Source organism: Candidatus Polarisedimenticolia bacterium (genome assembly GCA_035764505.1).
Taxonomy (GTDB): Bacteria; Acidobacteriota; Polarisedimenticolia; order Gp22-AA2; family AA152; genus AA152.
The window spans coordinates 1-24,915 of sequence record DASTZC010000279.1; the positions used below are offsets into that span (position 1 = coordinate 1).

A 24,915-nucleotide genomic window follows, 5' to 3' on the forward strand; every position below is an offset into this window, starting at 1 on the left:
CGCGTAATCTCCCGCCTTGTCCTCGGTCTCTCCGTAGGAATGGTGCTCCGAAAGGTAGCCGTGGCGGTCCGGCTTGCTGGGGATGGCGATCCCGGTCGAAGCCGCGATGAGGCGGTGCGGCTCGTTGGTGGCGTTTTCCGAGAGGACGCAGAAAACCACCTCTCCAGCCCGCAGGTACTTGAGGCCTTCCTTCTTCGGAATGATCTTGCAGCCGGGAGGGAAGATGCTCGACACGCGCACGATGTTGAAGTGTGCGATTCCGGCGTCCCGCAGCGCCAGCTCGAAGCTGGTGAGCTTCTCCTTCGAGCGGCCGACCCCCTTGGTCAGGAACATTTTCTTGGAGACGAACATCCTAGCGGCTCCTCCAGGCTCGTGGTGAGACGAGCGTGACTCAAACCCTAGACGCGCGGTCGCGCGATGGAACACCGAAATGAAGGGGGATCGAAAAAACGGGGGAACTTATACTGGAAAGGGTGGGGGTTGTCAACGAGGGATTCACCTTTGCTTGCAGTAAAATAGCACTTGTCCCCGGTCGGATGATAGCGGAGCTTCGCATGCCCCGGAATCTGGTCCTGGCCGACGCGCTGAGCCGGCTGACTCGGGAGGGGGAGCTATATCGGAAGCACGCCGACGGGTCCCTCACCTGTTTTGCCTGCGGCCATCGCTGCCTGATCCGGCCAGGCCGTGCCGGAATCTGCCAGGTTCGCAGCAACGAGGGCGGTGTCCTGATCGTCCCCCACGGTTACGTGGGGGCCCTGCAGGTCGATCCGATCGAGAAGAAGCCTTTCTTCCACGCCCTTCCCGGACGGAGTGCCCTCTCCTTCGGCATGCTGGGGTGCGACTACCATTGCGGCTACTGCCAGAACTGGTTCACCTCCCAGAGCATTCGGGATCCCAAGGCGGCGGGTCGGCCGCAGCCCGTAAGCGCTCGGGAGATCGTGGAGCGCGCGATGCGCGCCGGGGCGCCGGTGGTGGCGTCGACCTACAACGAGCCGCTGATCACCAGCGAATGGGCGGTGGAGGTGTTCCGCGAGGGTCGCGAGGCAGGGTTGGTGGGAGCTTACATCTCCAACGGCAACGGGACCGAGGAGGTCCTGACCTACCTGCGCCCGTGGGTCGATCTCTACAAGGTGGATCTGAAGTCGTTTCGCGAGGCAAGCTACCGCGCTCTCGGGGGCCAGCTCAAGGTGGTGCTGGAGACGATTGGGCGGTTGAAGGGGATGGGGTTCTGGGTCGAGATCGTTACGCTGGTGATCCCCGGATGGAACGATTCTAGCCAGGAGCTGAGGGACATCGCACGATTTCTCGCCTCGGTCTCCCCGGAAATCCCGTGGCACGTGACCGCCTTCCACAAGGACTACAAGATGACCGATCCCGACGACACGCCCGTGGACTCGCTGCTGCGGGCCGTGGACATCGGGCGCGAGGCCGGATTGCAGTTCGTCTATGCCGGAAACCTTCCGGGGCGCGTCGGCGACTGGGAGAATACCCGCTGCCCCGGCTGCGGCGAGCTTCTCATCGAACGCCTCGGTTATCGCATCCTGGCCAACCGCCTGCTATCGGGCTCCTGTCCCGCCTGCCGCCGCCCGGTCCCGGGAGTGTGGAAGAATCCGGCTCTCCCGGAATGATCACGGTCCTCGATATCCTGCCCTGCCTGCGGCCCGCGGTCGCCGTCCTTCGCCCCCAGGAGGACGGACCTGAGATCCGGCCGCATCGAAGCCGCTTCGAGAAGCGGGACCGGCCTTTCCCGAGGGAGGTGCCCCGAAGTCCGAAGAGCAGCGTGCCTACTTGAGCGTGGGTTTTTGCAAGCATGGCCATCCTCCGGCTGGGACGGATGAGTGTGTCTCGATCGAAGAGGTACCGGGGAAATCCCCGCGTCGACAAGATGGAATCGGGAATGGTGCCGTGGAACGCCAGCGGGCCGGAGAGAAGCGAAGGCGTTGAGAGATCCTCAGCGGTAGCGATCGGCCAGGTCGTCCTGGCGCGTGCGCAGCGTGCGCTCGCGCCCGCGGATGAAGAGATGCTTCACCTGCGTGAGAGGCTGGAAGGGATCGCCGGTGGTGACGATGACGTCGGCGCGCTTGCCCGGCTCGAGGCTGCCAAGCCGATCGGCGACGCCGAAGATCTCGGCGGGCGACAGGGTCACGGCCCGCAGCGCCGTGTCCCAGGGCAGGCCGTAAGCCACGGCCAGCCCGGCTTCCCAGGGAAGGGTCCGCGCGTCGTTGGTCCGGTCGGTCTGAATGGCGATCTTCACCCCGGCGTCGGCCAGCAGGGCGGCGTTCTCATAGATCGCGCCGAGGGTCTCGATCGCGCTGGGCTGCGTGGTGATGGGACCGACCAGCACCGGGATCTTCTTGACGGCCAGCAGCGAGGCGATCTTGTAGGCCTCGGCCCCGTGGCTCAGGACCATTCTGATCTTGAACTCTTCGGCCAGCCGGATCGCCGTGAGGATGTCGTCCATCCGCTGCGCGCGGAAGATTGCCGGGGTCTCCCCCTTGAGGACGCCGGCGAGCGCCTCCATCTCCAGGTCGCGAGCCAGCGGCTCAGGCGGGCATTTGTCTTCTTTTTTCCCCTTCGACTTTCCCTTGCTCGTGTCGCACTCCAGCTTCTTGTGCTCGAAGGTGTCCCACTTGCTCAGGTAATCCTTGGCCTTCAGGAAGCTGGCCCGGATCAGGGCGGCGTTCCCCATGCGGGTGGAGGGAAGCTGCGTGCGGGCGCCGTAACGCGCCTTCGGCGGCTCGCCCAGGCTGAAGTGCATTCCGACCGGGAACTTCACCAACACCTGATCCAGGTCCTCGCCGGAGAGATCCACCAGCGCGCTCTGGCCGTTGACCAGGTTGTCCTCGCCCGGGGTGACCAGCGCGGAGGTGATTCCCATCTGGCGCGTGACCGGAATGTTCTCACTCTCGTCGTAGAAGGCGTCGATGACGCGCATCTGCGGCGAGACCGGATCGGAGCGCTCGTCCTCGTCGCGGGTGGTCCGATCGAGATCGACTTCCCAGATTCCCAGGTGCGTGCGTGAATCGATCATCCCCGGCAGGACCCACATGCCCTCGGCGTCGATGCGCGTCGCGTCGGCGGGAATCGAGACACTCTTCCCGATCGCCTCGATCTTTCCGTCCCGGAGCAGCACGGTGGCGCCCTCCACGGCCGGGCCCGAGACGGGGAAGACCTTCCCGCCCAGGATCGCCACCGGAGCGGCCGAAGGGGAAGCGGTGGGAGGCGTCTTCGACGTCTGGGCGCCGGAAGCAAGTCCGCCGGAAATGAGAGCCATCGCCATGGCAGGGCCTGCGAGGGCGATGCGTGCAAGAGGTCGGGACATCATCGTCCTCCCGCGGGAGCCGTGATGTCCGGCCCGGACGTGACGGTCAGGGCGGGCGCCGGGCTGGGCGGAGCACTCGCGTTGACCGCCGGCGGCGGAGCCTTCGATCGGTCGTAGACGAGCTTGCCGTCCACCAGCGTCTTCTCCACCCGGGTGTAGACGTCGAAAGGGTCCTTCGAGAAGATGGCGATGTCGGCGTCCTTGCCGACGTCGAGGCTGCCAATGCGCCCGTCCAGGCCCAGCATCCAGGCCGGGTTCAAGGTGAGTGCCTTCAGCGCATCCTCGCGCTTCAGCCCGTAATGCATCGCCACCGCCGCCTCGGTGTAGAGGCGCTGGATCAGATCGGCGGAATCGGAATGGATTGCGACCTTCACGCCGTGCTCCGCCAGGAGGCCGGCGTTGTGAGGAATTCCGTCCCAGGCTTCGTACTTGTAGCCCCACCAATGGGCGAAGGTTGCCACGCCGATGTCGCGGCGCGCGACTTCGTCGGCGATCTTGTAGGCCTCCAGGCCATGCTGCAGCGAGGCGATTTTGAAGCCGAACTCGTCGGCCACGCGGAAGAGGGCCTCGATCTCGTCCTTGCGGTAGCTATGCACGTGGACCCGCACCTTCCCGGCCAAAACGTCGGCCAGGGTCTCCAGCTTCAGGTCCCTCTCCGGAGGGGTGCCGCGATCGGCCGCCGGCTTCTTCTCCCAGGCGTCCCACTTGGCGCGGTATTCCTTCGCCTGCTGGAAGGCGTTGCGCATCACGTAGATGTTCCCCATGCGCGTGGAGGGGAGCTTGTTGCGATCGCCGTAGACGCGCTTGGGATTCTCGCCCAGCGCCATCTTCAGCCCGCGCGGCGCTCCGGCGAAGATCATCTCGTCCATCGTTGCGCCGGGTCGGAGCTTGACCGTGATCGACTCCCCGCCGATGACGTTGCCGCTGCCCGGAAGGATCTGGATGGTCGTGACGCCGCCCGCCAGGGCCCGCAGGATGGCCGGATCTTCGAGATTCACGGCGTCCATGGCGCGAACCCCGGCCTGCACCGGATCGGTCATCTCGTTGCCGTCGGAGTTGGCCTCGACCTCGGGCCAGGAGTAGACGCCGATGTGCGAATGCGTGTCGACGATGCCGGGCATCACGAACATGCCGTCCGCCAGGATCACCTCGGCGCCCGGCGGCGCGTCCACCGTCGTTCCAATCTCACGGATCTTGCCGTCGACGATGAGGATGGAGCCCTTGGAAATCTCGCCATGGGACACGGTGAGGAGCGTCCCGCCGTAGATCACCACGGCGGAGCCAGCCGCGGCGCGGGCGCCGGCGGGCGCCAGGACGAGGATCGACAGAAGAAAGACGCAGGCGAGCTTTCGCATGGTGGCTCCCGGGAACTGTCGGTGCTGAATACGCGCGGCACTCTAACCGGTTTCAAAGCGGCCCCGCAACATCGGCGTCGGAAGCGGCATGCTACAATCACGCCCCCCACACGAGAAGGGCAGTGAAGCTGCTGCTGACCGGCCGGGCTGGCTCCGGCAAGACCCACGCGATCCTCGAGCGGCTGGTCCCTCTCCTGCGGGAGGGACGCGGGCGTGACACTCTTCTGTTGCTGCCCACGCAGGGCCAGGCCGACCACCTGCGCGGCGTCCTGCTGGACCGCGGCCTCGCCGCCTTCCGCGACGATTTCATCCACACCTTCTTCACCCTGAGCCGCGCGCTCGCCGGGGTCCTTCCGGAGCGCATCCTGGGGGAAGCGGCCAAAGACGCGCTGCTGGCCGACCTGCTGCGATCCGAGAGCCTGCCGGCTTTCGAGCGCATCCGCGACACCCGGGGCTTCCGCCGAATCCTGGGCGCGGCGCTCAAGGAGCTGAAGCAGAACGGCCTGACGCCGCGCCAGGCGGGCTCCCGGCTCCTGGCGATCCTGGGAGAGCGGGCGGGGCCGCGCCATCGGGATCTGGCCAGGGCTTTTGAAGCCTATGCCGTGCGGCTGGAGCGCGCGGCCTGCTTCGATCAGGAGGATCTGGAGCTGCGGGCGCTTGCGCGGCTGGAAGCCGAGGCAGGAAGCCGGTGGGGGAAAACGGTCCTTCTGGTCGACGGGTTCCACGATTTCACGCGCGTGCAGCTCGGCATCCTGAAGGCGCTGGTCGCGCGCTGCGCCGGGTCGACCTGCACACTCAGCTTCGATGCGGAAAATCCCGACCACCCTCCCTTCGAGGTGTCGCGCGCGACGCGCGCGTGGTTTCTGGATCAGGGATTCGAAGAGCAGTTCCTGCGCGGAAACCGCCGCACCGGGAAGCACCTGGCTCGCCTCGAGGCGGACCTGTTTACCGAAGCCAGGGAAGGAATCCCGGATGATGGCTCGCTGCGCATCCTGCGCGCCGCCAGCCGGGAGAGCGAAGTCGAAAGCATCGCCCGGACGATCCTCCGCCGGGTGCGCGAGGAAGGAATCGCCTGGCGGGACATCGCCGTCCTCTACCACGACCTTTCCCCGGCACTCGATCTGCTCGAAGGGACCTTCCGCCGGTTCGGCATCCCGCTGCGGGTGTCGCGATCGCGGCCGCTGGAAGGCCGGCCGATCGTGCGGTTTCTCCTGGATCTGGGAATTCTCCTGGCGCAGGGGATAGAGCCGCAGGTCCTGCTGCGGCTTCTGCGCTCCGGCTTTCTGGCGCGCGCGCCGCTGGAGGAAGCGGATCGCCTCGAGGAGTCGATCCGAAGCGAAGGAGCACCCGAGACTCCCTCCGGATGGCTGCAGCGCTGCCGGTCCAGGGACCTTCCCCGCCTCGGGGTTCTCCTCGACACGCTGCGGCGAACCGGAGAGCGGCTCCGTGGGAGACACGGGCGCGAGACGCTGGCGGCGCTGTGGATCGGCTGCTTCGAGGAGATCGCCCTGCCTTTCGGGGAGGCGGGAGAGGAAGACGCCGTCGAGTGCGCCGCGCTGCGAGCGTTCGTCTCCCTTTTCGACGCCCTGAAGGGAGTGCATCCGAAAGGTCCGATTCCTTTGGGGGCGATGGTCGCTGAGCTGCGGGAGGCCGCGGCCGTGGCAACCTTCCGCTTCCCCGACCGCCGGAGGGAAGCGGTCAATGCCATCGATGCGCGGGAAGCTCGCCAATGGGAGGTGCCGCATCTCTTCGTGGCCGGCGTGCTCGAGCGGGAATTCCCCCCGGCGCCCGCAGAGGACCTTTTCCTGGATGATGAGGATCGGGTCCGGCTCAACCGCGAGGGTTTCCGCTTCCCGGATCGGAGGATGCGCCAGGCGGAGGAAGCCTTCCTCTTTTATACCGCCGTTACCCGGGCATGCTCCCGGCTGCAGATCTCGCATGCCGCGGCCGACGCCGACGGCAATCCGACCCTTGCCTCCTTCTTCCTGCGTGAGGTGGTGAAGCAGGTCGATCCGGCTTCCCTGGGGAAAGTGCTCGAAGAGCGCTCGTCGGGCCGGGTCCTGCCTCCTCCGGAAGAGATCATCCTTCCCGAGGACCTGGATCGGGCGATTTACCTGGGACTCGGTGCGCGCCATCCGCGCGGGGCTCCGCCGCCCGAGGTGGCGCTGGCGGCGTCGCTTTACGATCTGCGGCGCACCGATCCGGAGTTTCGCTCGGGCCTGCGCGCGGCGCTGCGAGGCGTGCGGGCCGGACTGCTCGATCCGCTCCTGCGGGAGGAGGCGGCGCGGCGCGATACGGCGTTCAGCCACAGCTCTCTGACCGATTTCCGGCAGTGCCCGTATCTCCACTTCGCGCGCCAATGGATCCGGCTCAAGCCCCTGCCGGAGCGCGAGCTGCAGGCGACCGATCTGGGCGGCATCCTGCACGCGACGTTGCGCGACTATTTCGCCGCGGATGGTGCGGTCGATCCTTTCGACGCGCTGCGCGGACACCTGGAAGCCGCGGCACGATCGCGGCAGCGCACTTTCAGGAGCCGCGCCGATGGCTGGCGGCTGCGCGCCGCGCTCGCCGCGCTGCTCGAGACGGAGCGGCAGCGCGCCGGGTCGCTGCGTCCGAAATTCTTCGAGGTCTCCTTCGGGATGAAGGAGGGCGAACATCCGCCGCTTCAAGTCTTCGTGGAAGGACGTGAGGAGAGGCTGTCGGGGCGGATCGATCGGGTGGATGTCGATGCGATGGGGAAGCTTGGCTATGTGGTCGACTACAAGTACAGCGATGCCGACGTGGTCGCAAGGGCCTTCAATGCCTCGACCGCGGAGGAGGTCGCGGCCTTCCAGCTGGCCATCTACCTGCTGGCCCTGCGGGAGGTGCTGCATCTGGAGCCGGCCGGCGCCGAGCTGCTGGCGACGCGCCGGCAGGTGCGGCGCTTCGCGGTCGGCCGCGCTGCCCTGGCGGAGCAGTGGGATCCCCCGAAGCACTCGCGCCGCCTGGACGATGGGGAGTTCGAAAGCTATCTGCGGCGTGCCCGCGAGGGGATCATCGCGCTGATTGCCGCCGCCCGTGCCGGAGACATCGCCACGCATCCCCTCGATGTGAAGCGCTGCGGCGCCGGCAACTGCCCGGTCGCGGACGTCTGCCGCTACGATCCCTGGGGCGGCGGCGAGGGAAGTCCTCCATGAGCCGGCTGCCTCTCACCGCCGCCCAGGAGAGGGCGGTGGAAGCCGACCTCCCGGAGATCTGCGTCACGGCCGGGGCCGGCTCGGGAAAGACCCGCGTCCTGGTGGAGCGCTTCGTACGCCTGGTGCTCCGACAGGGAGTCCCGGTGGAGCGGATCCTGGCGATCACCTTCACCGAGAAAGCGGCTTCCGAGCTGAAGGACCGCATCGCGCGCGCCTTCGAGGAGGCGGGACGCGACCGGGAGCGCCGCGAGATCGAATCCGCCTGCATCGCCACCATCGACTCGTTCTGCGCGCGGCTGCTTCGCGAGCATGCGCTCGAAGCCGGCGTGGACCCGCGGTTTCGCGTCCTGCCGGAGATGGAGGCGGTCCGCTTGATGCGCGAGGCGGCCGACGCCGTTCTGCTGGGCGGCGACGAGAAAGAGCTCTCCGCTCTTCTCGAGGCCACCGGCATCACCGACCTGTCGGATTGCGTGCGCTCCCTGTACGAGAAGATTCGTCATGCCGGGATGCCGCTGTCGCTCGCCACGCTGGAGCCGCGCGCGGCGTCGGAGGATCCCCTGGCGCGCCTCGAGGAAGCGCTGCGGGAGATGGCCCTTGTCGCCGCGCAGGAGCCGCTCACCGGCCGTCAGGCTTCGATGGTGCGGAGTCTCTCCGAGCTGCCTGCGCGCCTGCGCGCTCTGCCGGAAGCCGGCACGGTGGGGGAGATCGCGGGGCGCTATGGTGAATCGCGCCGCCTCTACGATTTCAAGGGGCTGGCTTCCCGACCGCGCCTGGCCTCGGCGCTGCGCGATCTCGACGCGGCCTTGTGGGACTGGCGCGCGCGGGAGCTGGAAAAGCGCGCGGCACCCTTCCGCCGGAATCTTGCGGATCTCCTCGTCTCTTTCGACGAAGAGTACGGACGGCGCAAGCGCGCGCTGGCGGCCCTCGATTTCGCCGATCTGGAGCAGCGCGTTCGGGATCTCCTCTCCGGCTCCGAGCCGACCCGGCGCCGGATTCGCGCGCGCTTCACTCACCTGTTCCTCGACGAATTCCAGGACACCAATCCGCTGCAGCACGACATCGTCCGACTTCTCCACGATGGCAACGCACTGTTCGTGGTGGGGGATGCCAAGCAATCGATTTACGGCTTCCGCGATGCCGACGTATCGATCCTGGAGGATCTGCGGGCACGCAGCTCCGCGGCAGGCGGCGCGCTCAGCCTCCCGGAGAACTTCCGGAGCCGCCCGGAGCTGGTCGAATTCGCCAACCGCCTTTTTTCCTCGCCGCTCTGGCAGGCGGGGGGCGTGCCCTTCGAGCCGATGCAGACTGCCTGCGAGGCCCTCGCCAAGGCCTGTCCCTCGGTGGAAATCCTGAAGCTGGACGGGCCTGATGCCGCAGGAGCGCGGCGCCGCGAGGCGGCGGCTCTCGCGGCGAGGCTGGCGGCGCTGGTGGAAGGAGGCCAGCTGCGGCGCCCGGCAAGCGGGAGCGGAGAGCCGGCCGGCGCGCTGAGCTACGGCGATGTGGCCATCCTCTTTCGCACCACCACCTGGATGCGCACCTACGAGCGGGCCCTATCCGAGAGGCGCATTCCCTATTTCGTCCAGAAGGGGAGGGGATACTTCAGGACCCAGGAGGTGCGCGACCTGATGAACCTGGTGCGCGTCCTCGAGAACCCGCGCGATGATCTGGCGCTCGCCGCGGTGCTGCGCTCGCCGCTGTGCGGTCTCACGGACGATGACCTGCTTCGCGTCAGCCTCGGAGAAGGAAGGAGATGGCGACTATGGGATCGCCTGGAGCGCGCCCGGGATCTTCCCGAGGATTCCCGTCGGCGCATCGAAGCGTCCCGTCTCCTGCTGGAGGAGATCCGCGGCCGCCGCAGCGCGCCCCTCTGGCGGCGCCTGCAATCGTTGCTGTCGCGCACCCCCCTGGCGCTCGACGCGTTGCTGCACTTCAACGGACGGCGCCGCTTCGCCAACCTGGGCAAGCTCCTGGACCTGGTCCGCCGCTGGGAGACGGGGGGCGACGCGGCCCGGCTGCCGCTGCCGGAGCTGCTGGAGGAGTACCAGAGCGAGGAGACGCGCGAATCAGAGGCGATGGTGGAGTCGTCTCAGGACGACACGGTGCGTCTGATGACGATCCATGCGGCCAAAGGGCTGGAGTTCCCGCTCGTCGCCCTCGCCGACCTGGGGCGCGGCGAGCATCTGGCGCGCCAGGAGGGGACGTTCCGGCGCGGGGAGGGCTTCGGATGGTCGTTCTACGATCCCGCCTCGGGCCGCCGATCCCTGAAGCCGGCCGGGACGGAGCGCCTGGAGGCGCTCGATAAGGAGGCACAGCAGCGGGAGGAGAACCGTCTCCTCTACGTGGGCGTCACGCGGGCGCGCGAGCATCTGATCCTGAGCGGCTGGTCGGTGCCGGACGAGCAGGGCGAGGGCTCCTGGATGAAATCGATCCTCGAGGCGCTGGGCGGCGAGAACGCCCTGCGTGATGACCCGCGCCTGCGCTTCTCCCAGGGAGATGCCGCGACCGAGGGAGGGGCGTCGTTCGTCTCGCTGGCCGGCGAGCGGCGCAGCGCGCTGGAAGAAGGAGAGGCGCTGGGTCCTGGCCTCGGAGATTCCGGTGAGGGTGCTTTGTCGCGGGAGATTCTGCGGCGGACCGGCCTGTCCTCCCCGCCTGCCGATGCGACCCCCTTCGTGACGACGGCGAGCGAAATCGTACAGCATTCCCTCTGTCCGCGACGCTACCATCTGCGTTACCGTCTCGGAGCTCCTCAGGGATCCCGCCGCCGCAACGCCGGAGAGGCGAGTGAGGCGAGCGAAGCAGAGGAGCTTGCCGCACTTGCCGATGATGCCGTCCTCAAGGACGACGAGGTCCCGGCGGAGGTCCTGGGAGACCGCGTTCACCGGATCCTCGCGTCCGAGGGGAATGGAGCCGCCCTGGAAGACTTGCTGTCCGCTCTAGGGCCGCGGGACCGGGAAGAGGCGCGGCGCCAGGTGGAGACTTTCCGGCGCAGCCCGCTGGGACGGCGGGCGGCCGCCGGCGAGGCGCAAAAGGAGATTCCCTTCGCCATGGCGCGGCACGGCTCGACGCTGCGCGGGCAGATCGACCTGGTCCTGCGCGCCCCCGACGGGGAAATCACGCTCGTCGACTACAAGACCAGCCGGATACGCAGCGCGGAGGTCGCCGAGAAAGCAGCCGACTATGGGCTGCAGCTGCGCATCTATGCGCTGGCAGCGGCCGAACTCTTTGGACGGCTTCCCGTCCGCGCCTGCCTCTATTTCCTCCATCCCGACGTTGTCTTCGATGTCCCCATCGGCGAGGCCGAGCTGCTGGAGGCGGAGCGCGCCATCGCAGATTTCTTCAGCGCGCAGCAGAGGGAGGCTTTTCCGGAATCTCCCGCCCGGCACTGCTTCGCGTGCGGCTACCGGCAGCTCTACTGTCCGGGAGTGACCGACCGGATACCGCGCGCGGCGGGATAGGAAAATCCGGCTTCGCAGTGCCGCGGGATCAGACCGTCTCGGAAGCGAGGGAAGCGAGAAGCGCGGGCTCGACGTTGCCGCCGGAGACGATGGAGGCCACGCGCCGCCCCGCGAATCGGGGTGCGTGGACCAGCGCGCCGGCGACCGAAACCGCGCCGGAAGGCTCCGCAACAATCTTGGCGCGCGTCAGCAGCAGGAGCATGGCCCGGCGGATCTCCGCCTCGCTCACCCGCAGGATGCCGCGCACCACCTCCCGGACGATCGGGAAGGGTACTTTCCCCGGCTCCAGACTGCGCAATCCGTCGGCGATCGTGTCGGCCGTCGCGATCCGCCGGATTTCTCCCGCCGCAATCGACTGGTACCAGTCGTCGGCCACCTCCGGCTCGACCCCGTAGATTTCCAGCGCGGGCCGGAACAGGCGTGCAGCGGCGCAGATCCCGCCCAGCAGGCCACCGCCCCCCACCGGTACCAGAATCACCTCCACCTCCGGCTCCTGCTCGAGCAGCTCCAGCAGCACCGTTCCCTGACCCAGCAGGATGCGGGGGTCCTCGTAAGGGGGAACCATCGTGAGGCCCCGCTCGGAGGCGAGCTGCAGCGCCAGGGCCTGCCGCTGCTGCGGCGTACGTCCATGCTGGAGGATCTCGGCCCCGTAGCCCTTCGTGGCGGCCAGCTTCACCCCGGCCGCATCCTCCGGCATGACGATGAGAGCACGAGTCCCGGCCAGGCTCGAGGCCAGAGCCACCGCCTGAGCGTGGTTCCCGGAGGAATAGGTGATCACCCCGCGGGCGCGCTCCTCGGGAGTCAGCATGGCCAGCATGGCGCAGGCGCCGCGGAACTTGAAGGCTCCGACGCGCTGAAGATTCTCGCACTTCAGCAAGAGGTCCAGCCCGGCGAGGCGTGAAAGGGTGCGGCAGCGCAAAACCGGAGTCCGATGTGCCTGCTCGCGGACCACCGCGAAAGCTTTCTCGAAAGCGCCTTTGGATAAAACGTCCCGCTCAGCCAAGACGGTCCTCCACGCGGGGCCCCGGCACCCGCCGGACACCGGCGTCGCTATCCGGCACTCCGGGCTCGGCCGCCGAGTTCGCCTGCACGGCGAACATCAGATAGCCCATCGACAGGAGAAAGCAGACGAGCCACCAGATATAGCTTGATTCTATTTCCAGGATCCCGCGCAACGTATCGGCGACGATCGCCGGCGTCACGGCGATACTCGCGAGCCGGAGCAGCTCGGGGAACTCGAGAGGAGCCTTCAGAAGGCTCGCAAAGGCCATGCCGATCGCGGCGTAGATGAGGACCTGCAGGATGCGGTAGACGTAGGAGCCGATGAGCGCTGCGGGATAGGAGACCGGGGCCAGGTAGCGCCGGCCGAGATTCAGAAGGGATGCCACGCTGTTCTTGTCGATCGTCAGGTCCTGGATGCCCGCCAGGTCGTACGTGCGGGTTTCGTGCGGGCTCTTGCGGGCCACCACCTGGCGTCGGGTGAGCAGAAGGAACGCATCGGTGTTCTCCGGAGTCGTCCGGCCGGTCGTATCGATGACCAGGATGGGCGTGGCGCTGCCGGGCACCGAGACCACGTAGGGCTGCGGCTCCTGGATCGACACTTCGCCCTGATGGATCGAGATGGTGGGCACCTGAGCCAGGACCGCGGGGCCGAGTGTTGCGATCATCCCGCCGACGCGATGGTGCAGCTGCACGATGGGATGGATCCAGGACAAGGCGAGGAGCACCAGGAGGTAGAGGAACCCGGTCCCTCTCCAGTTCTGGGCCACGTCGCGGTACAGGGCGCGCGAGTAGAACGACATCCAGATCGGATGGAACAATCCGAAGCGCCTCATGGAATCCTCCGGAAGGCCCGCTCACTCCCCGGCGCGTCCGATGGAGCGGATGGTACCAGATGGCGAAGGGTGCGGTCCCGGAACAAGCTCCGGCCCTGAGGCCGCTTCTGTTGGGAGAGAGGCTTCAGCCCTCGGGAATCTCCGAGGGATCGAAGCCGCCGAGAAAGTCCTTGATCTCTTCCGGCTTGGCGCCTTCCTTGCGGTCGCGGTTCATGAACTCCTGGATCTCGTCCTCCAGCTTGAGCGGCTTCGCGTCGGCGGGTGGAGGCGCCGCCTTCCTGACCCGCCGCAGCCGGCGTCGTTCCTCGCGACGCTGCTCCTCGTTCTCGTACCCTCCGCCCAGGTCGCGCGACTCGACCGGAGCTTGAGAGAGAGGAGGATCCGGGAACTCGGTGGGCAGCGAGTCGGGCGCGGGCAGGAAGGCGTCGATGGGAAGCTTCTCCCCGGAGAGGCGGACCTCCCGTTCCAGGCGCCGGAAGAGCTCCAGGTGACTCTTCATGCGCTCTCCTGCTGGTACATGCGCAGGCAGCGCCGGGCATTCTCATTGAGAGGATCGAGCTCGAGCGCGCGCTTCCAGGATTGGATCGCCTGCTCGTGCTTGCTGAGCTTGTAGTAGGTATTCCCCAGGTTGGTGTAGGCGACCGCGGCATCGGAGCTGTTCTGCAGCGCCCGGTTGAACATCTCCAGGGCGCGGTCGTACTGCAGCGAGGTGTGGTACAGGAAGCCGAGGTTGTTGTACACCTCGCCCATCTGCGGGTCGATCTCGATCGCCTTCTGGAAGGCGGCGGCGGCGTCATCCGCCTGGCCCCGGCGCGACAGCACCAGCCCCAGGTTGTTCCAGGCCTCGGCATAGCGCGGGTCGACTTCCAGCGCCTGGCGGAAGCTCTTCTCGGAGGCTTCGAGGGCCCCGCGGTAGTAGAGGATGACGCCGCGATTGTTGTGATCCTGGCCGGTTTTCCGGCGCAGGCGCTGCTCTTCCTCGCGGGCCGCCCGATGGTACCCCTCGAAGGCCTTCACGACGCTGTCGTTCGACTCGCGCATCCGGCGCAGCGTCTCGTCCCCGCCCTGGACGATCTCCTCCAATCGCGCGATCCCGGCGGTGGAGGAGTCGGTCTGCTGCTGGATCTGTTGGATTGCCGACAGGGTCAGCTCGGCGGAAGGGTTCTGCTCCACCAGGTCGCGCAGCGCGCCCAGGCTCTTGGCGGCCTCTTTCTGCGCCGTGCGGACGTCCGCGAGCTCTCGGGCGAGCCCCGCCAGCGCCTCGGGCTGCGAGGCGGCGCGCCGCACCTCGGTCAGGACCAGGGAGATTTCCTCCATCACCTTGCCGCCGATCTCCCGCTGCAATTCGGCGTGGGCCTCGGTCTGGCGGCGCAGCTCCGTCTCAATCTCCGCGCGCGCGGTTCGCACTCCGACCTCGATCTCCCCTTTCATGGTCCGCAGCGCGGCTTCGAGCTCCTCGCGCGCGGTGCGCAGCGTGGAGGGCAGGGAGCGCGTCTCCTCGCGCAGCGCGGCGAGCCCGGCGGCCCCTGACTGGGCGGCGGAGGCGGTCTGCGACGCGAGGTCACGCAGCGGAACGATCGCATCCTTCAATCCGGAGAGCCGATCCTCCACGGAAGTCGAGAAGGCGCGCAGGCGCTTGACCTCTTCTTCCAGCCTGGGAAGGGCGGCCCGCGACTCGTCGAGGGCGGCGCGCGCCGCCTGCAGCTCACCGCGCAGCGTCGTGATCTCCCCCGCGATGGCGTGCGAGCCTTTCGCGGCCTCGAGCGAAGTCCCCTGGATCGGGGCAATCATTTCCTTGAGCGCGATCAGGGTCTCCTGCACCAGGCGCGCCGAGCCGGAGACGGCCCGGATCTCGTCCTTGAGCGGGGCGATCTCCTGGCGGGTTTCCTGCACCAGCTTCCCGGCGGCCTCGCGCAGCGGAGTGACTGCCTCGCGCAGCGCCAGCAGCCAGTCTTTCAGCTGGGCGATGTCCTCCCCGATCGGAGCGAAGGCATCCTGGGATTTGCCGAATTTCCCTTCCAGCCGGCCGAAGCCCTCCTGGAGGGACAGAAGTCCGGCGGCCAGCTCGCCGGCCGCAGTGCCTATCGACTCGCCCTGCGCCTGCAGGACCGGCGAAGCTCCCTGCAGCTCCGCCACGGCGACCCGTACCATCTCGGCGTCCCGCTGCAGCGCCGGCAATGCGTCGTGCAGCGGAGCAAGGTCGCGGCGCAGCGCTTCCAGACCTTGCGCCTCGTTGTCGCGCCCCTCGAGCGAGCGCAGCGTGGAATGCACCGAAGCCAGACCCGAGGCAATGGGGGAGAGGTTCTCCTGCAGAATCTTGAGGGCCCAGGCAGTCGTCGCGGCGGGATCGAAATCGCAGCGCGCGCCGGCCCCGGACCCCTCTTGGCGCGGCTCCTGCAGCCGATCCTCGATCTGCCGGATCCTGCCGCCGAGGCTGTGCTCGAGCCCCTTGATCGACTGATCCACCTCGAGCAGGGAGGTCAGGATGTCGCGGCGCAGGTTGTTGTGCCGCTTCGTCTCGTCGTCAGTGGCGCCGCCGGGGGGGAAAGGGAATGAAGTGTCTTCCATGTCGGACTCCTAGGAATTCCGGCCGAATCGAAGGATCGTCTCGCCCATGAGCTTGGCGCTCCCGGGCTCCAGCTCAACGGTGACCAGGCGGGTGTAGGCGCGACGCAGCGCGTCCTGGATTTCGGGATCGGTGGAGGAGCCGGCCATCTCCTCCAGGGTGCGGCAGGCCAGCTGCGCATCGCCCGAGCGCAGCGCGGCATGCGCGAGAACCCGGCTGGGACCCAGACCTTTGAGCAGCTCCGCGGCCCGGAAATAGTCCTCCTGCTGGGCCGCGACCCCGGCATGGATGCGCCGCAGGGAAGGCTCGTCGAGCTGGTCGGCATGCGCGGCCGCCACCGCCGCCGCCTCGCCCGCTTCTCCCAGCTCCAGCAGCGTCTCGGCCAGCCGGACCCGGTCGGCGACGCACGGCTCGGCGGAGGCGGAAGCCTCCTGCAGCGTCGCGATCTCGCGCCGCAGCTGCGAGAGGATGCATTCGTGGACGCGGGCCATGAGATGATCGCGATCCGTCGTCAGACTCTCGGCCTCGCGCAGCGCCTCCCGGGCCTCGGCGGTCTCGCCCCGGGAGAGGCGCGCCCGCCAGAGGCGGACCAGCAGCACCAGGCGCTCTCCCGGCTCGAAAGAGCGCTTCAGGCTCGCAGAGAGAAAGTCGGCCGCTTCCCCCTGCCGCTGCGCCGCGAGGAGCATCTCGGAGAGAAGCGAGACGAGGCGGTAGCCCCCGGGCTTGCGCTCGTGGAGCTTGCGCGCCTCGACAATCGTCTCGGAGAGCAGCGCCCCTCCGCTGCGGGCCGCGACCTCGAGGTCCTCCAGCGCCGCCTCGTCGTCCTGCTGCAGGATCAGGGCCTGGGCCCGGATCAGCCGCACCTCTCCCTGCCTCGGATCCTTCTCGACGAGGGCGTTCAATCCCTTCAGCGCCGGCTCGACCAGTCCTGCGTCGCGCCCCAGGGCCTTGCGATAGGCGCGGGCGGCCGCCGCCGAGCGGCCTGCCTTCGCCAGGATCTCCGCGGCCAGAAACGCCACCCTGGCCGACCCGGAGTCCTTGGCGACGGTCGTCTCGAGCAAGGCGAGCACATCGTCGAGAGGCCCATCGCCGCGGGCCGCGGCCTGTGACAGCTTCTCGACGGCAGCGGCCGTCTCGTCGTCGGCGAGATAGATCTCCGCCATCACCAGGTAAGGTCCGATCGCCTTGGGATGGGCAGCTCCGAGCTCGGAGCAGAGGCGGATGACCTGCGGAGCGATGGCGCGCTCCACGCGGCAGGCGCTGCGACAAGCCTCGGAGGCGAGAGCAATCTCCCCCAGAATCCCCTGGGTCCGTCCCATCGCCAGGTGCGCGGCCGACAGGCGCGGTGAGCGCTCCAGAATCGTCTGCAGCCGAGGCAGCAGGGAGCGCGCGCTGGCGGGCCTCCCCTCGAGCAGGTTCTGGATCGCCTCGACCGCCTGGGCGTCCTTGCCGAGCGTGCACAGGATTTCGATCCGTGCCTCGGCGGCGTGCGGGGAGACAGGGAACTCGGCGCGGATCCGGTCCAGCTCGGTGAGGACCCCTTCGGAGATCCGGTTGTCGTTCCGGAACGCCTCGAGCAGCCTCGAGACTCCCTCTTCGACCCGGCCGACGCCGGGGAGGATCTTCCCGAGGGCGAGCGAGGCGAGGGGGAAATTGGGCTGCAGATCCAGCAGGCGGTCGAGGCGCTGAGCTGCCTCGGCGCCGAGACCCGGATCTTTTCGGCTCGCGTTGTAGTAGCGCTTCACCGCCGCGGTCGGATCGCCTTTCTGCAGCGCCACGTCCCCGAGATCCAGCTGCAGGCAGGCGGTGCTCGAATCGTCCTTCAGGCGCAGCGTCTCCGCGGCGAGGCTCGAAACCTCGTCCAGCTGGCCCGAAAGCAGAAGCGCCGAGGAGAGTCCCAGCCGGATCTCGATGTCGTTCGGCGTGGCCTTGACCGCCTCGCGGTACTTGGCCAGGATCGGCGACAGCAGGTCGGGGTTGAGCGATTGGATCTTCTTAAGCTCGTACACCGCCGCCCGATAGTTTTTCTGATCCAGGCACAGCCCCGCCAGGACGTAGCGCACTTCCACCATCTCGGGGTGTCCCGCCAGCAGGGTTTCGAAGATCTGCCGCACGTCGTCCAGCCGCTCGGGAGCGGCCGCCGCCAGCTCCCGGAAAGCCGACACCGCCTCACCCAGCGCGCCGGAGAGCAGCGCCGCCTCACCCAGCGCGAAGCGTGCCGCCGCGGCCGGTATTCCCTCCAGAGTGGCGACCTTGCGCAGCAGCGGCAGCGAGCCGGCGGCCCCTTCGGGGGAGGAGCGCGCGATGCGCGACAGGCAGCGCAGGGCCTCGGGCGCCGGAGCGCGGGCGCTCGACAGGATACCTTCCAGCGCCGGCAGCGCCTCGAGAGGCGAGCCGGCCGCAAGGTGGGCCTCGGCCAGCGCGAGGCCGCAGCCGACGTGCGCCGGCTCGGCCGCCAGAGCCTCTTTCGCCCGGGCCATCACCTCCGCCGCGGCGCCGGGATCCCTGGCGAGACGATAGCGCAGCAGGAGCGCCGCCTTCGTGCGCTCCCCCTCGCGCAGGTAGATCCGGGCCAGGGCCTGGGAGACGGGGATAACGCAGCTCCCGGCATCGAGCAGGGCGAGAAGCTTGGGGACCAGGATGGGACCGTCTTCCGGGGAGAGCTGCAGGACCTTCTCGTAGCGGGCCACGCCTTCGGCGCCGCGTCCCGCCTTGAAATCGAGATCACCCAGCAGGAGATAGGTTCGCGCGTGCTGCGGCTGCGCTTGCGCCACCTTCTGGAGCGCCGCCACGGTGGCCTCGTCACCGATCTTCTCCGAGGCGAGGAGGACCGCCTCCACGGCCAGCACCGGCTTGCCGGAGGCGAGGTAGGCATCCGCCAGCGCCAGACGAAGCGGCGGAAAGTCGTCCATCTTCGGGGTCAGCTCCTCGAGCAGGGCAATCGACTCGGCGCGCAGCGATCCCAGCTTCTGGAGCGCGTCGAGTGCCTGCAGCATCTCCGCGAACTTCCCCTCCGCCCGGCGCGCCTGGGCGAGCAGCCAGAGCACCTCGGGTCGCCCGGGCAGCTTCCTGGCGATCAGGTCGACGCGCGCCGCTACGTTGGCCGCGGCGGCCGCCGCATCGGCTTCCAGGGAATGCTCCAGGTGCTTGAGCGATTCGGCCAGCTTCCCCGATTTGAGCAGGAGGTCCACCAGCGCAAAGCGCAGCGGCAGGTTCTGGTAGTCGCGCGAGAGGATCGTTTCCAGGCGGGAGCAGACGCGGTCCGCCTCCTCGGGGTTCTTTTCCAGGATGCGGCGGTATGCCTCGGCCGCCTTGACCGAGTCGCCGACGCGCTCCAGGGCGAGGGTGACGAAATAGGCGGAATGGAGCGAGGTCTTGGTCAGCTTCGCCTGTGGGGCGTTCTTCTTCACCGCGTCCCACTTGGCGAGGTGCCGCCCATGATAGACGCGCAGCTCTTCCGCGGAGATGCGCTCCATGGTGCCCATCGCCTTGGCGAAGTCCTCCATGCGGATGAAGTGCTCCACCACGGCCTCGTAGTAAGAGCCCACCGAGGCGTGCTTCATCTTGACCTCCTCGATGAACTCGAGGACGGTATCGATGCGGCGCGGGTTCTTCCGGAGGATCCGCTTCAGGCACTCTCCCGCGTCGGTCTCGCGGGAGGCGGCGAGCAGGCAGCGGGAGAGCTCGAGGAGCATTCCTTCGTGATCGGGCTGCTTTGCGAGGCCGGCTTCGAGCGTCGCGATCGCCTTGTCGAGCCTACCCTCGGCGGCGAGCGCGCGCGCCTTCTCCAATGGCCCCTGAGTCAGGCTCTTGAGAAGGGAGACTTCGGGCAGCTTCATGCGACGGTTTTCCTAAAGCTATCCCCGTCATTAACTTAGAGCCGGCCCGCGAGGGAGCGGGGGCTCCCCGGGCCAAGGGAAATATAGGGATGGGAGCGCGGATTTCAAGACGCATGTGGCACTTAGCCGAGGCTTGACGAGGGGATCGGCTGCCAGTTATAGTGACCCCACTTTTTTAATAAGGAAGTGCTTTTCCGCCGGAAGAGATCTCTCTCGAAGAAGAAGGAGGAGCAATGCGTTCGAGTGCGGGGCTAGGTAGTCGCTTGGCTGCGGCGGCGCTGATGTTCTCGTTGAGTGGCATTCCCGTTTGTCTCGGCCAGACCGCGCGGCCCCCCGCTGGAACCCTCATGGGGAGGATCTTTCTTCCCGACGGCGTGACCCCGCGCAGCGGAGTGGTGGTCAAGGTCGCGAACCTCTCCACTTCGCAGACCTTCGCTTCCGGACAGACGGATCGCTCCGGACGCTATGCTTTCGAGGCGCTGCCTTCCGGGAAGTACCAGGTGGCGGTCGCCGCGAGCGAAGGGCTGTACGTGAACTCCTCCGAGATCCCGGTCATCCAGGGACGCAAGACGCTGTTCTCCCTGGCGCTCAAGCCGGGCCAGACCCGGCAGGATGATCCGAATCCGCCCCCGCCCGACAACCCGCCGCCGGCCGAGAACCCTCCGCCGCAGGAGCCGCCCCCGGCGCAGCCGCCGGCCGAGAAGCCGCCCGAGACCAAGCCCGAGGACAAAAAACCGGAAGAGAAGAAGCCCCCCGCCGAAGGCGAAAAGAAGAAGGATGGCGGCTTCTGGCGCAGCGGCTGGGGCGTCGCAGTGGGGCTGGGCGCTGGAGCCATAGTTCTGGGCCTGCTGGCCGATTCGATCGCGGGCGACAGCGAGGGAGTCGCTCAGCCGCCCAGCCAGAGCACTCCCTAGTCGGAATCACGGTAAAGTCATGCAGCGAAGGCCCGGCCCCGCCGGGCTTTCGTATTTCCGGGCCGGACGGCAACGGCGCCTTGACGGCCCTTGGACCGTGGGGCTAATGTAACGGCCCTGAGGACGGGACTTCCGGAGGATGCATGAAGGCCAAGGAGATCATGACGCGCGATCCGATCACCTGCCTGCCGCAGACCACCATCGAGGAGCTGTGCGAGACGCTGCGCCGCGACAACATCAACGGCGCGCCGGTGGTCGACGAAGCGGGCCGGCTGGTGGGAATCGTCTCTCAGGACGACGTGATTTTCCGCAAGGGACGCCTGAACGACGAGATCCGGCCCCCCCGGGACATCAAGGACCTGTTCCAGCGCGGGTTCGCCTCCATCGCCGACAGCGACACCGGGCCGCGCCGGGTGGGGGACATCATGACCCGCGAAGTCATCTCCGCCGACGAGGAGACCGAGGTGGAGCAGCTCTGCCGGACGATGTGGGAGCGTCGCATCCATCGCATCCCGATCACCCGGAACGGAAAGCTGAGCGGCATCGTCTCGGCCCTCGACCTCTGCAAGATCATCGCCGCCGGGAAAGCCACCCTCTCCGGGTGATTCCGGCGCTCATCTTCCTCGGTGCGCCGCCGGGCGCGGCTTCCTGAAAAAATCAGCGTTCTTCCGGACGAAGCGCTTCCATGGTTCCGGGACATGCTCCGCCTCGAAGATCGCTTCCACCGGGCACTCCGGCTCGCAGGCGCCGCAGTCGATGCAGACGTTCGGGTCGATGAAGCGCTGATCTTTCCCGAGATGGATGCAGTCCACCGGACAGACCGCGACGCAAGCCCCCTCCTTCACCCCGATGCAGGGTTGCGTGATGACGTAGGCCAAGGGAAACTTCCTCCGGAAGGCGTGCGGAGGAGCGGATTATAGCGCCCCACTCGCAGGCGGCAAACCTCGCGGGTGAGGCCCGCGGATATAATGCGTCCCTTCCGGGAGGACCCGCATGCTCTACCGGATCTTGCGCGCCTTCCTCTCCTTCTGCCTGCACGTCATGTACCGCCGCATCGAGGCCCCGGGGAGCGAGCGCTTCCCGCGGGAGGGAGGCGTCCTGCTGGTCGCCAACCACGGCAACGCGCTGGTGGATCCGCTGCTCCTGCTGATCCTGGTCCCGCGCCCCATCACCTTTCTGGCGAAGCACACTCTCTTCAAGGTGCCGGTGCTCGGCTTCTTCCTGCGGCGCATCGGAGGCCTGCCGGTGTACCGCAGGCACGAGGCTCCGGAGCTTACCGCCCGGAACGAGGAGACGATGGATGCCTGTGGGCGCATGCTGGTACAGGGCGGCGTGGTCTGTCTCTTCCCGGAGGGTGTCAGCCACGACGAGCCGAAGCTCCGCGCGCTGCGTACCGGAGCGGCGCGCATCTTCTTCCGCGCGGCGGTTGTCGGCGCGCCCCCCAGGGTCATCCCCGCCGGGATCAATTACGAAGCGAAAGCGGTCTTTCGCTCGCGGGTCCTGGTGGCCTTCGGCCGCGAGGTGGACACGGGGGATGCGGGCGAGCCCCAGCCGTCCGGCGTCAAGACGCTCACCCGGCGGATCGAAGCGGCCCTGGCCGATCTCGTCCCCGACCTCGATTCCTGGGAAGAGCTGCGCTTCCTGCGCGATGTCCGCTCGATGTTCTTCGGAAGGCGCGAGGAATCGCTGTCGGCCGAAGCGGCCTCCCTGAAGCGCTTCATCCAGGCCTATCGCTACTACCGTGAGAAGGACCCGCAGGCCGTGGCGGGGATCCGCCGCCGCTGGGAGATCTACCGCCGCCAGTTCCGCCGCTTCGGTCTCGAGGAATCGCAGGTGGAGCTCGCAGGGGCCCCCGTGCGCGCGGCGCGCTTCCTGGCTTCGAGCCTTCTGGTCAGCCTCCTGGTCTTTCCCTTCGCGGCGGTGGGATTCGTGGTCCACTATCCCGCCTATCGCATCTCCGGAGAGCTGGAGCGCCGCTTCAATCGCCATCCCGACATGGCGGCGACCTACAAGGTGACCGCCGGAGTGATTCTCTTCGCGCTGACCTACGCCATCGCGGCCGCGCTCCTGCTCCTGCGGGGTGGATGGCGCACGGCCCTGCTGGGGGTCGGGTTCCTGCCGTTGTGCGGCTGGGCCGCGCTGCGCGTGGCCGAGGAGCGCCACCGGATCGGCGAGGCAATCGGCGCGCTGGCGCTGGCCCTGAGATCGGGCAAGGCCCTCGAAAAGATGCGCGCCCAGCGCCGCGAGATCGTGGAGACCATCGCGAGGCTGATGCGCCGCTATCCCCTGGAGGCGGCGAGCCTGCGATGAAGCCTTCCGCCATTTCCCCGAGCTACGCGCGCTACGTTCTTTTCCTCCTGACCACTCTCAATCTGCTCGATTACGTGGACCGCTACATCATCGCCTCGGTCGGCTCGCTGGTGCGGCGCGATTTCGCCATCAGCGATGCGCAGTTCGGCTTGTTCGGGACCCTGTTCTTCCTCGTGTACCTCATCACCGCGCCGGTTTTCGGATATCTGGGGGATCGGTATCCGAGAAGAGCCATCCTCGCGCTCGGCGCCGTCCTATGGAGCCTGGCAACAGCCGGAGCGGCCTTCGCGCGCAGCTACCCGGTGCTGCTGCTCTCCCGCGGCCTGGTGGGAATCGGCGAGGCTTCGTTCGGAACGATCTCGCCCCCCTTCCTGGCCGATTGCTTCCCGGTCGCGAAGCGGGCGCGGGTCATGGCGATCTTCTTCGTCACCATCCCGGCGGGGGCGGCGCTCGCCTACCTGCTCGCGGGATCGCTGGGGGAAAGCCACGGGTGGCGGTTCTGTTTCCTGCTGGTGGGCCTGCCGGGAGCAGCGTTGGCGCTGCCGATCCTGTTCCTGCGCGAGCCGGTGCGGGGGGCGATGGACGCCGAGATGCCCCTCGAGGAGGCGCGCCTGCCGGCTGAGGAAGGCTTCTCCTACCGGAAGAGAATTCAGGAGGTCGTGCGCTCCTATGTCGAGCTGATCCGAAGCCGGTCTTACCTCTACACGAACCTGGGCTATGCCGCCCTGACCTTTGCGATAGGAGGCATGGCCTTCTGGCTGCCGCGCTACCTGGAGACGATCAAGAAGCTGTCGTTCGAGGAGTCGAACCATGTCACCGGTCTCATCGTGGCGGGAGCGGGTTTCGTTGGGACGCTGGCAGGAGGCTACGCGGGGGACTGGCTCATGAAGAGGACGCGGCGTGCCTACCTCCTCCTGTCGGGACTGGGGGTCCTGGCGGGGATTCCTTTCTCGCTGGCGGCCATCGCCTCGCCGCAGCGCATCGTTTTCATCCCCTGCCTGGCGGCCGCGGTCTTCTTCCTTTTCATCAATACCGGTCTCCTCAACGCCGTAATCGTCAGCGTCTCGCCGACGCACTTGCGCTCCACGGCGGTGGCGGCCAACATCGTCATCATCCATCTCCTCGGCGATGCTCCGTCTCCTTTCCTCATCGGCGCCGTTTCGGACCGATCGTCGCTTCAGGGCGGCATCCTCCTGGCGGTGGCGGCGATGGGAATCTCGGGAGCTCTGCTGCTGCGTGGCGCACGCTTCCTTCCCGGAGATCTGGATCGCATCGCCCAAGGGGGCGGTGCCCGGCCTGCGGGTCCGCCCCGGTGAACGGAGCCTGGCTGCGCGCCTGGGGGCGATCATCGAATGCCTGGGAAAGGCTGTCGCCCCGAATCGCGGCTGCGACCGGATGGCGGGTCTGGAATCCCGGACGCTACGGAGCCCCCTGGCACCGGCTGTTCCGCGAGGCTTATCCGCTGCGCGAGAGGCCGATCCTGCTGTTCGGCCTGAACCCGGGACCCTATGGAATGGGACAGACCGGAATTCCTTTCACCGACGTGCGTCGTCTGCGGCGGTGCCTGCCGCGCCTGGAGCAAAAACTGCGGGAGCGGGGCAGGGTGCCCCGCGTCCCCGGCCTGGCTCCGAGGAGCCTGAGGCCTTTCCTCACCCGCGAGTTCGAATCTTCCGCGGTGCGCGTCTATCGTTTCCTGGAGACGGGGTGGGGCTCGGCAGAGGAGGGATGGCGCCGCGTGGGAGTCGCGAACTCCTGCCCGCTGCTGTTCATGGATCGGACGGGGAAGAACCGGACGCCGGCCGATCTCGGCGCCGCAATCCGGCGGCGCATTGGCGCGTCACCGCGGGCGGCGCGTCTGTGCCGGGCCGTCGAGGCGCAGCGTGGGGAATCGGCCCTCGAGGCCATCGCCGCGGCGAAGCCCCGCGGCGTCGTGCTGCTGGGCAAGGACGTGCAGGGTTGTCTGGGTTCGGGTCTTACGGGGCGTCTCGGAGAAGGGAAGGTTCTGGCCTGGAGACATCCGGCCCGGGCCGTGCCCGAGCTGTGGGCCCGCGGGCTGCTGGAATCGCTGGGCTCCCGCAGCGAACGCGCGTCGTCATCGTCGGGGACAGTGATGCGCAGAATCCTCCGGTTCCGTCGGTCGCCC

The 24,915-nt window shown here is 67.9% G+C and carries 17 protein-coding genes; 8 read left to right on the top strand and 9 right to left on the bottom strand.

Annotated elements, in window-relative coordinates:
- Window positions 1-351, bottom strand: a 351-nt coding sequence (locus VFW45_18050) for an arginine decarboxylase, pyruvoyl-dependent (protein ID HEU5182695.1), incomplete at its 3' end; no start/stop codon positions are given.
- Between the two features lie 203 nt (window positions 352-554).
- On the opposite strand from VFW45_18050, the gene amrS reads away from it, so the two are divergent.
- A complete protein-coding gene (amrS, locus tag VFW45_18055) occupies window positions 555-1,628 on the top strand; it encodes an AmmeMemoRadiSam system radical SAM enzyme (GenBank protein HEU5182696.1) in 1,074 nt (357 codons plus the stop codon).
- 323 nt (window positions 1,629-1,951) lie between these two features.
- On the opposite strand, the gene VFW45_18060 is transcribed toward amrS, so the two are convergent.
- Both VFW45_18060 and VFW45_18065 read right to left on the bottom strand, forming a co-directional pair.
- Window positions 1,952-3,322 (bottom strand): amidohydrolase, encoded by a 1,371-nt coding sequence (locus VFW45_18060; GenBank protein ID HEU5182697.1) that lies wholly within the window; start codon window positions 3,320-3,322, stop codon window positions 1,952-1,954.
- Entirely contained in the window at window positions 3,322-4,677 is a 1,356-nt protein-coding gene (locus tag VFW45_18065) for an amidohydrolase (protein HEU5182698.1), read from the bottom strand. Before VFW45_18065 ends, VFW45_18060 begins: the two co-directional genes overlap by 1 nt.
- A 122-nt stretch (window positions 4,678-4,799) precedes the next feature.
- On the opposite strand from VFW45_18065, the gene VFW45_18070 reads away from it, so the two are divergent.
- Both VFW45_18070 and VFW45_18075 read left to right on the top strand, forming a co-directional pair.
- Entirely contained in the window at window positions 4,800-7,853 is a 3,054-nt protein-coding gene (locus VFW45_18070) for a PD-(D/E)XK nuclease family protein (GenBank protein ID HEU5182699.1), read from the top strand.
- Window positions 7,850-11,308: a UvrD-helicase domain-containing protein gene (locus VFW45_18075; protein ID HEU5182700.1), complete on the top strand. Its 3,459-nt coding sequence runs from the start codon at window positions 7,850-7,852 to the stop codon at window positions 11,306-11,308. Before VFW45_18070 ends, VFW45_18075 begins: the two co-directional genes overlap by 4 nt.
- 28 nt (window positions 11,309-11,336) lie before the next feature.
- Here the strand turns inward: VFW45_18075 and VFW45_18080 are convergent, their stop codons facing one another.
- From VFW45_18080 to VFW45_18100, 5 genes are all read right to left on the bottom strand, one after another.
- Window positions 11,337-12,311 (bottom strand): threonine/serine dehydratase, encoded by a 975-nt coding sequence (locus tag VFW45_18080; protein ID HEU5182701.1) that lies wholly within the window; start codon window positions 12,309-12,311, stop codon window positions 11,337-11,339.
- The gene (locus VFW45_18085) at window positions 12,304-13,143 is read right to left on the bottom strand and encodes a DUF1189 family protein (GenBank protein ID HEU5182702.1); all 840 of its coding nucleotides are present in this window, start codon (window positions 13,141-13,143) and stop codon (window positions 12,304-12,306) included. The genes VFW45_18080 and VFW45_18085 overlap by 8 nt, the downstream gene beginning before the upstream one ends.
- 124 nt (window positions 13,144-13,267) lie before the next feature.
- On the bottom strand, window positions 13,268-13,642 hold the full coding sequence (locus tag VFW45_18090) for a hypothetical protein (GenBank protein HEU5182703.1): 375 nt from the start codon (window positions 13,640-13,642) through the stop codon (window positions 13,268-13,270).
- Window positions 13,639-15,711 (bottom strand): tetratricopeptide repeat protein, encoded by a 2,073-nt coding sequence (locus tag VFW45_18095; GenBank protein HEU5182704.1) that lies wholly within the window; start codon window positions 15,709-15,711, stop codon window positions 13,639-13,641. Before VFW45_18095 ends, VFW45_18090 begins: the two co-directional genes overlap by 4 nt.
- A 9-nt stretch (window positions 15,712-15,720) precedes the next feature.
- On the bottom strand, window positions 15,721-19,548 hold the full coding sequence (locus VFW45_18100; protein ID HEU5182705.1) for a tetratricopeptide repeat protein: 3,828 nt from the start codon (window positions 19,546-19,548) through the stop codon (window positions 15,721-15,723).
- Between the two features lie 347 nt (window positions 19,549-19,895).
- Between VFW45_18100 and VFW45_18105 the strand changes: the two genes are divergently transcribed.
- Both VFW45_18105 and VFW45_18110 read left to right on the top strand, forming a co-directional pair.
- The gene (locus tag VFW45_18105) at window positions 19,896-20,462 is read left to right on the top strand and encodes a carboxypeptidase-like regulatory domain-containing protein (GenBank protein ID HEU5182706.1); all 567 of its coding nucleotides are present in this window, start codon (window positions 19,896-19,898) and stop codon (window positions 20,460-20,462) included.
- 143 nt (window positions 20,463-20,605) lie between these two features.
- Window positions 20,606-21,067 (top strand): CBS domain-containing protein, encoded by a 462-nt coding sequence (locus VFW45_18110; protein ID HEU5182707.1) that lies wholly within the window; start codon window positions 20,606-20,608, stop codon window positions 21,065-21,067.
- 9 nt (window positions 21,068-21,076) lie between these two features.
- Here VFW45_18110 and VFW45_18115 read toward each other — a convergent pair whose 3' ends face one another.
- On the bottom strand, window positions 21,077-21,340 hold the full coding sequence (locus VFW45_18115; GenBank protein HEU5182708.1) for a 4Fe-4S binding protein: 264 nt from the start codon (window positions 21,338-21,340) through the stop codon (window positions 21,077-21,079).
- Window positions 21,341-21,455: 115 nt separating this feature from the next.
- On the opposite strand from VFW45_18115, the gene VFW45_18120 reads away from it, so the two are divergent.
- The 3 genes from VFW45_18120 to VFW45_18130 all read left to right on the top strand — a co-directional run.
- The gene (locus VFW45_18120) at window positions 21,456-22,772 is read left to right on the top strand and encodes a 1-acyl-sn-glycerol-3-phosphate acyltransferase (GenBank protein HEU5182709.1); all 1,317 of its coding nucleotides are present in this window, start codon (window positions 21,456-21,458) and stop codon (window positions 22,770-22,772) included.
- Window positions 22,769-24,088: an MFS transporter gene (locus tag VFW45_18125; protein HEU5182710.1), complete on the top strand. Its 1,320-nt coding sequence runs from the start codon at window positions 22,769-22,771 to the stop codon at window positions 24,086-24,088. The genes VFW45_18120 and VFW45_18125 overlap by 4 nt, the downstream gene beginning before the upstream one ends.
- A partial coding sequence (locus VFW45_18130) for a uracil-DNA glycosylase family protein (protein HEU5182711.1) occupies window positions 24,085-24,915 on the top strand: 831 nt, incomplete at its 3' end. The genes VFW45_18125 and VFW45_18130, both read left to right, overlap by 4 nt.

Bases quoted from the DNA above. Each gene is read 5' to 3' on its own strand.
- amrS (HEU5182696.1), top strand. From the start codon at position 555: ATGCCCCGGAATCTGGTCCTGGCCGACGCGCTGAGCCGGCTGACTCGG.
- VFW45_18060 (HEU5182697.1), bottom strand. From the start codon at position 3,322: ATGTCCCGACCTCTTGCACGCATCGCCCTCGCAGGCCCTGCCATGGCG.
- VFW45_18065 (HEU5182698.1), bottom strand. From the start codon at position 4,677: ATGCGAAAGCTCGCCTGCGTCTTTCTTCTGTCGATCCTCGTCCTGGCG.
- VFW45_18075 (HEU5182700.1), top strand. From the start codon at position 7,850: ATGAGCCGGCTGCCTCTCACCGCCGCCCAGGAGAGGGCGGTGGAAGCC.
- VFW45_18085 (HEU5182702.1), bottom strand. From the start codon at position 13,143: ATGAGGCGCTTCGGATTGTTCCATCCGATCTGGATGTCGTTCTACTCG.
- VFW45_18090 (HEU5182703.1), bottom strand. From the start codon at position 13,642: ATGAAGAGTCACCTGGAGCTCTTCCGGCGCCTGGAACGGGAGGTCCGC.
- VFW45_18095 (HEU5182704.1), bottom strand. From the start codon at position 15,711: ATGGAAGACACTTCATTCCCTTTCCCCCCCGGCGGCGCCACTGACGAC.
- VFW45_18100 (HEU5182705.1), bottom strand. From the start codon at position 19,548: ATGAAGCTGCCCGAAGTCTCCCTTCTCAAGAGCCTGACTCAGGGGCCA.
- VFW45_18105 (HEU5182706.1), top strand. From the start codon at position 19,896: ATGGGGAGGATCTTTCTTCCCGACGGCGTGACCCCGCGCAGCGGAGTG.
- VFW45_18110 (HEU5182707.1), top strand. From the start codon at position 20,606: ATGAAGGCCAAGGAGATCATGACGCGCGATCCGATCACCTGCCTGCCG.
- VFW45_18120 (HEU5182709.1), top strand. From the start codon at position 21,456: ATGCTCTACCGGATCTTGCGCGCCTTCCTCTCCTTCTGCCTGCACGTC.
- VFW45_18125 (HEU5182710.1), top strand. From the start codon at position 22,769: ATGAAGCCTTCCGCCATTTCCCCGAGCTACGCGCGCTACGTTCTTTTC.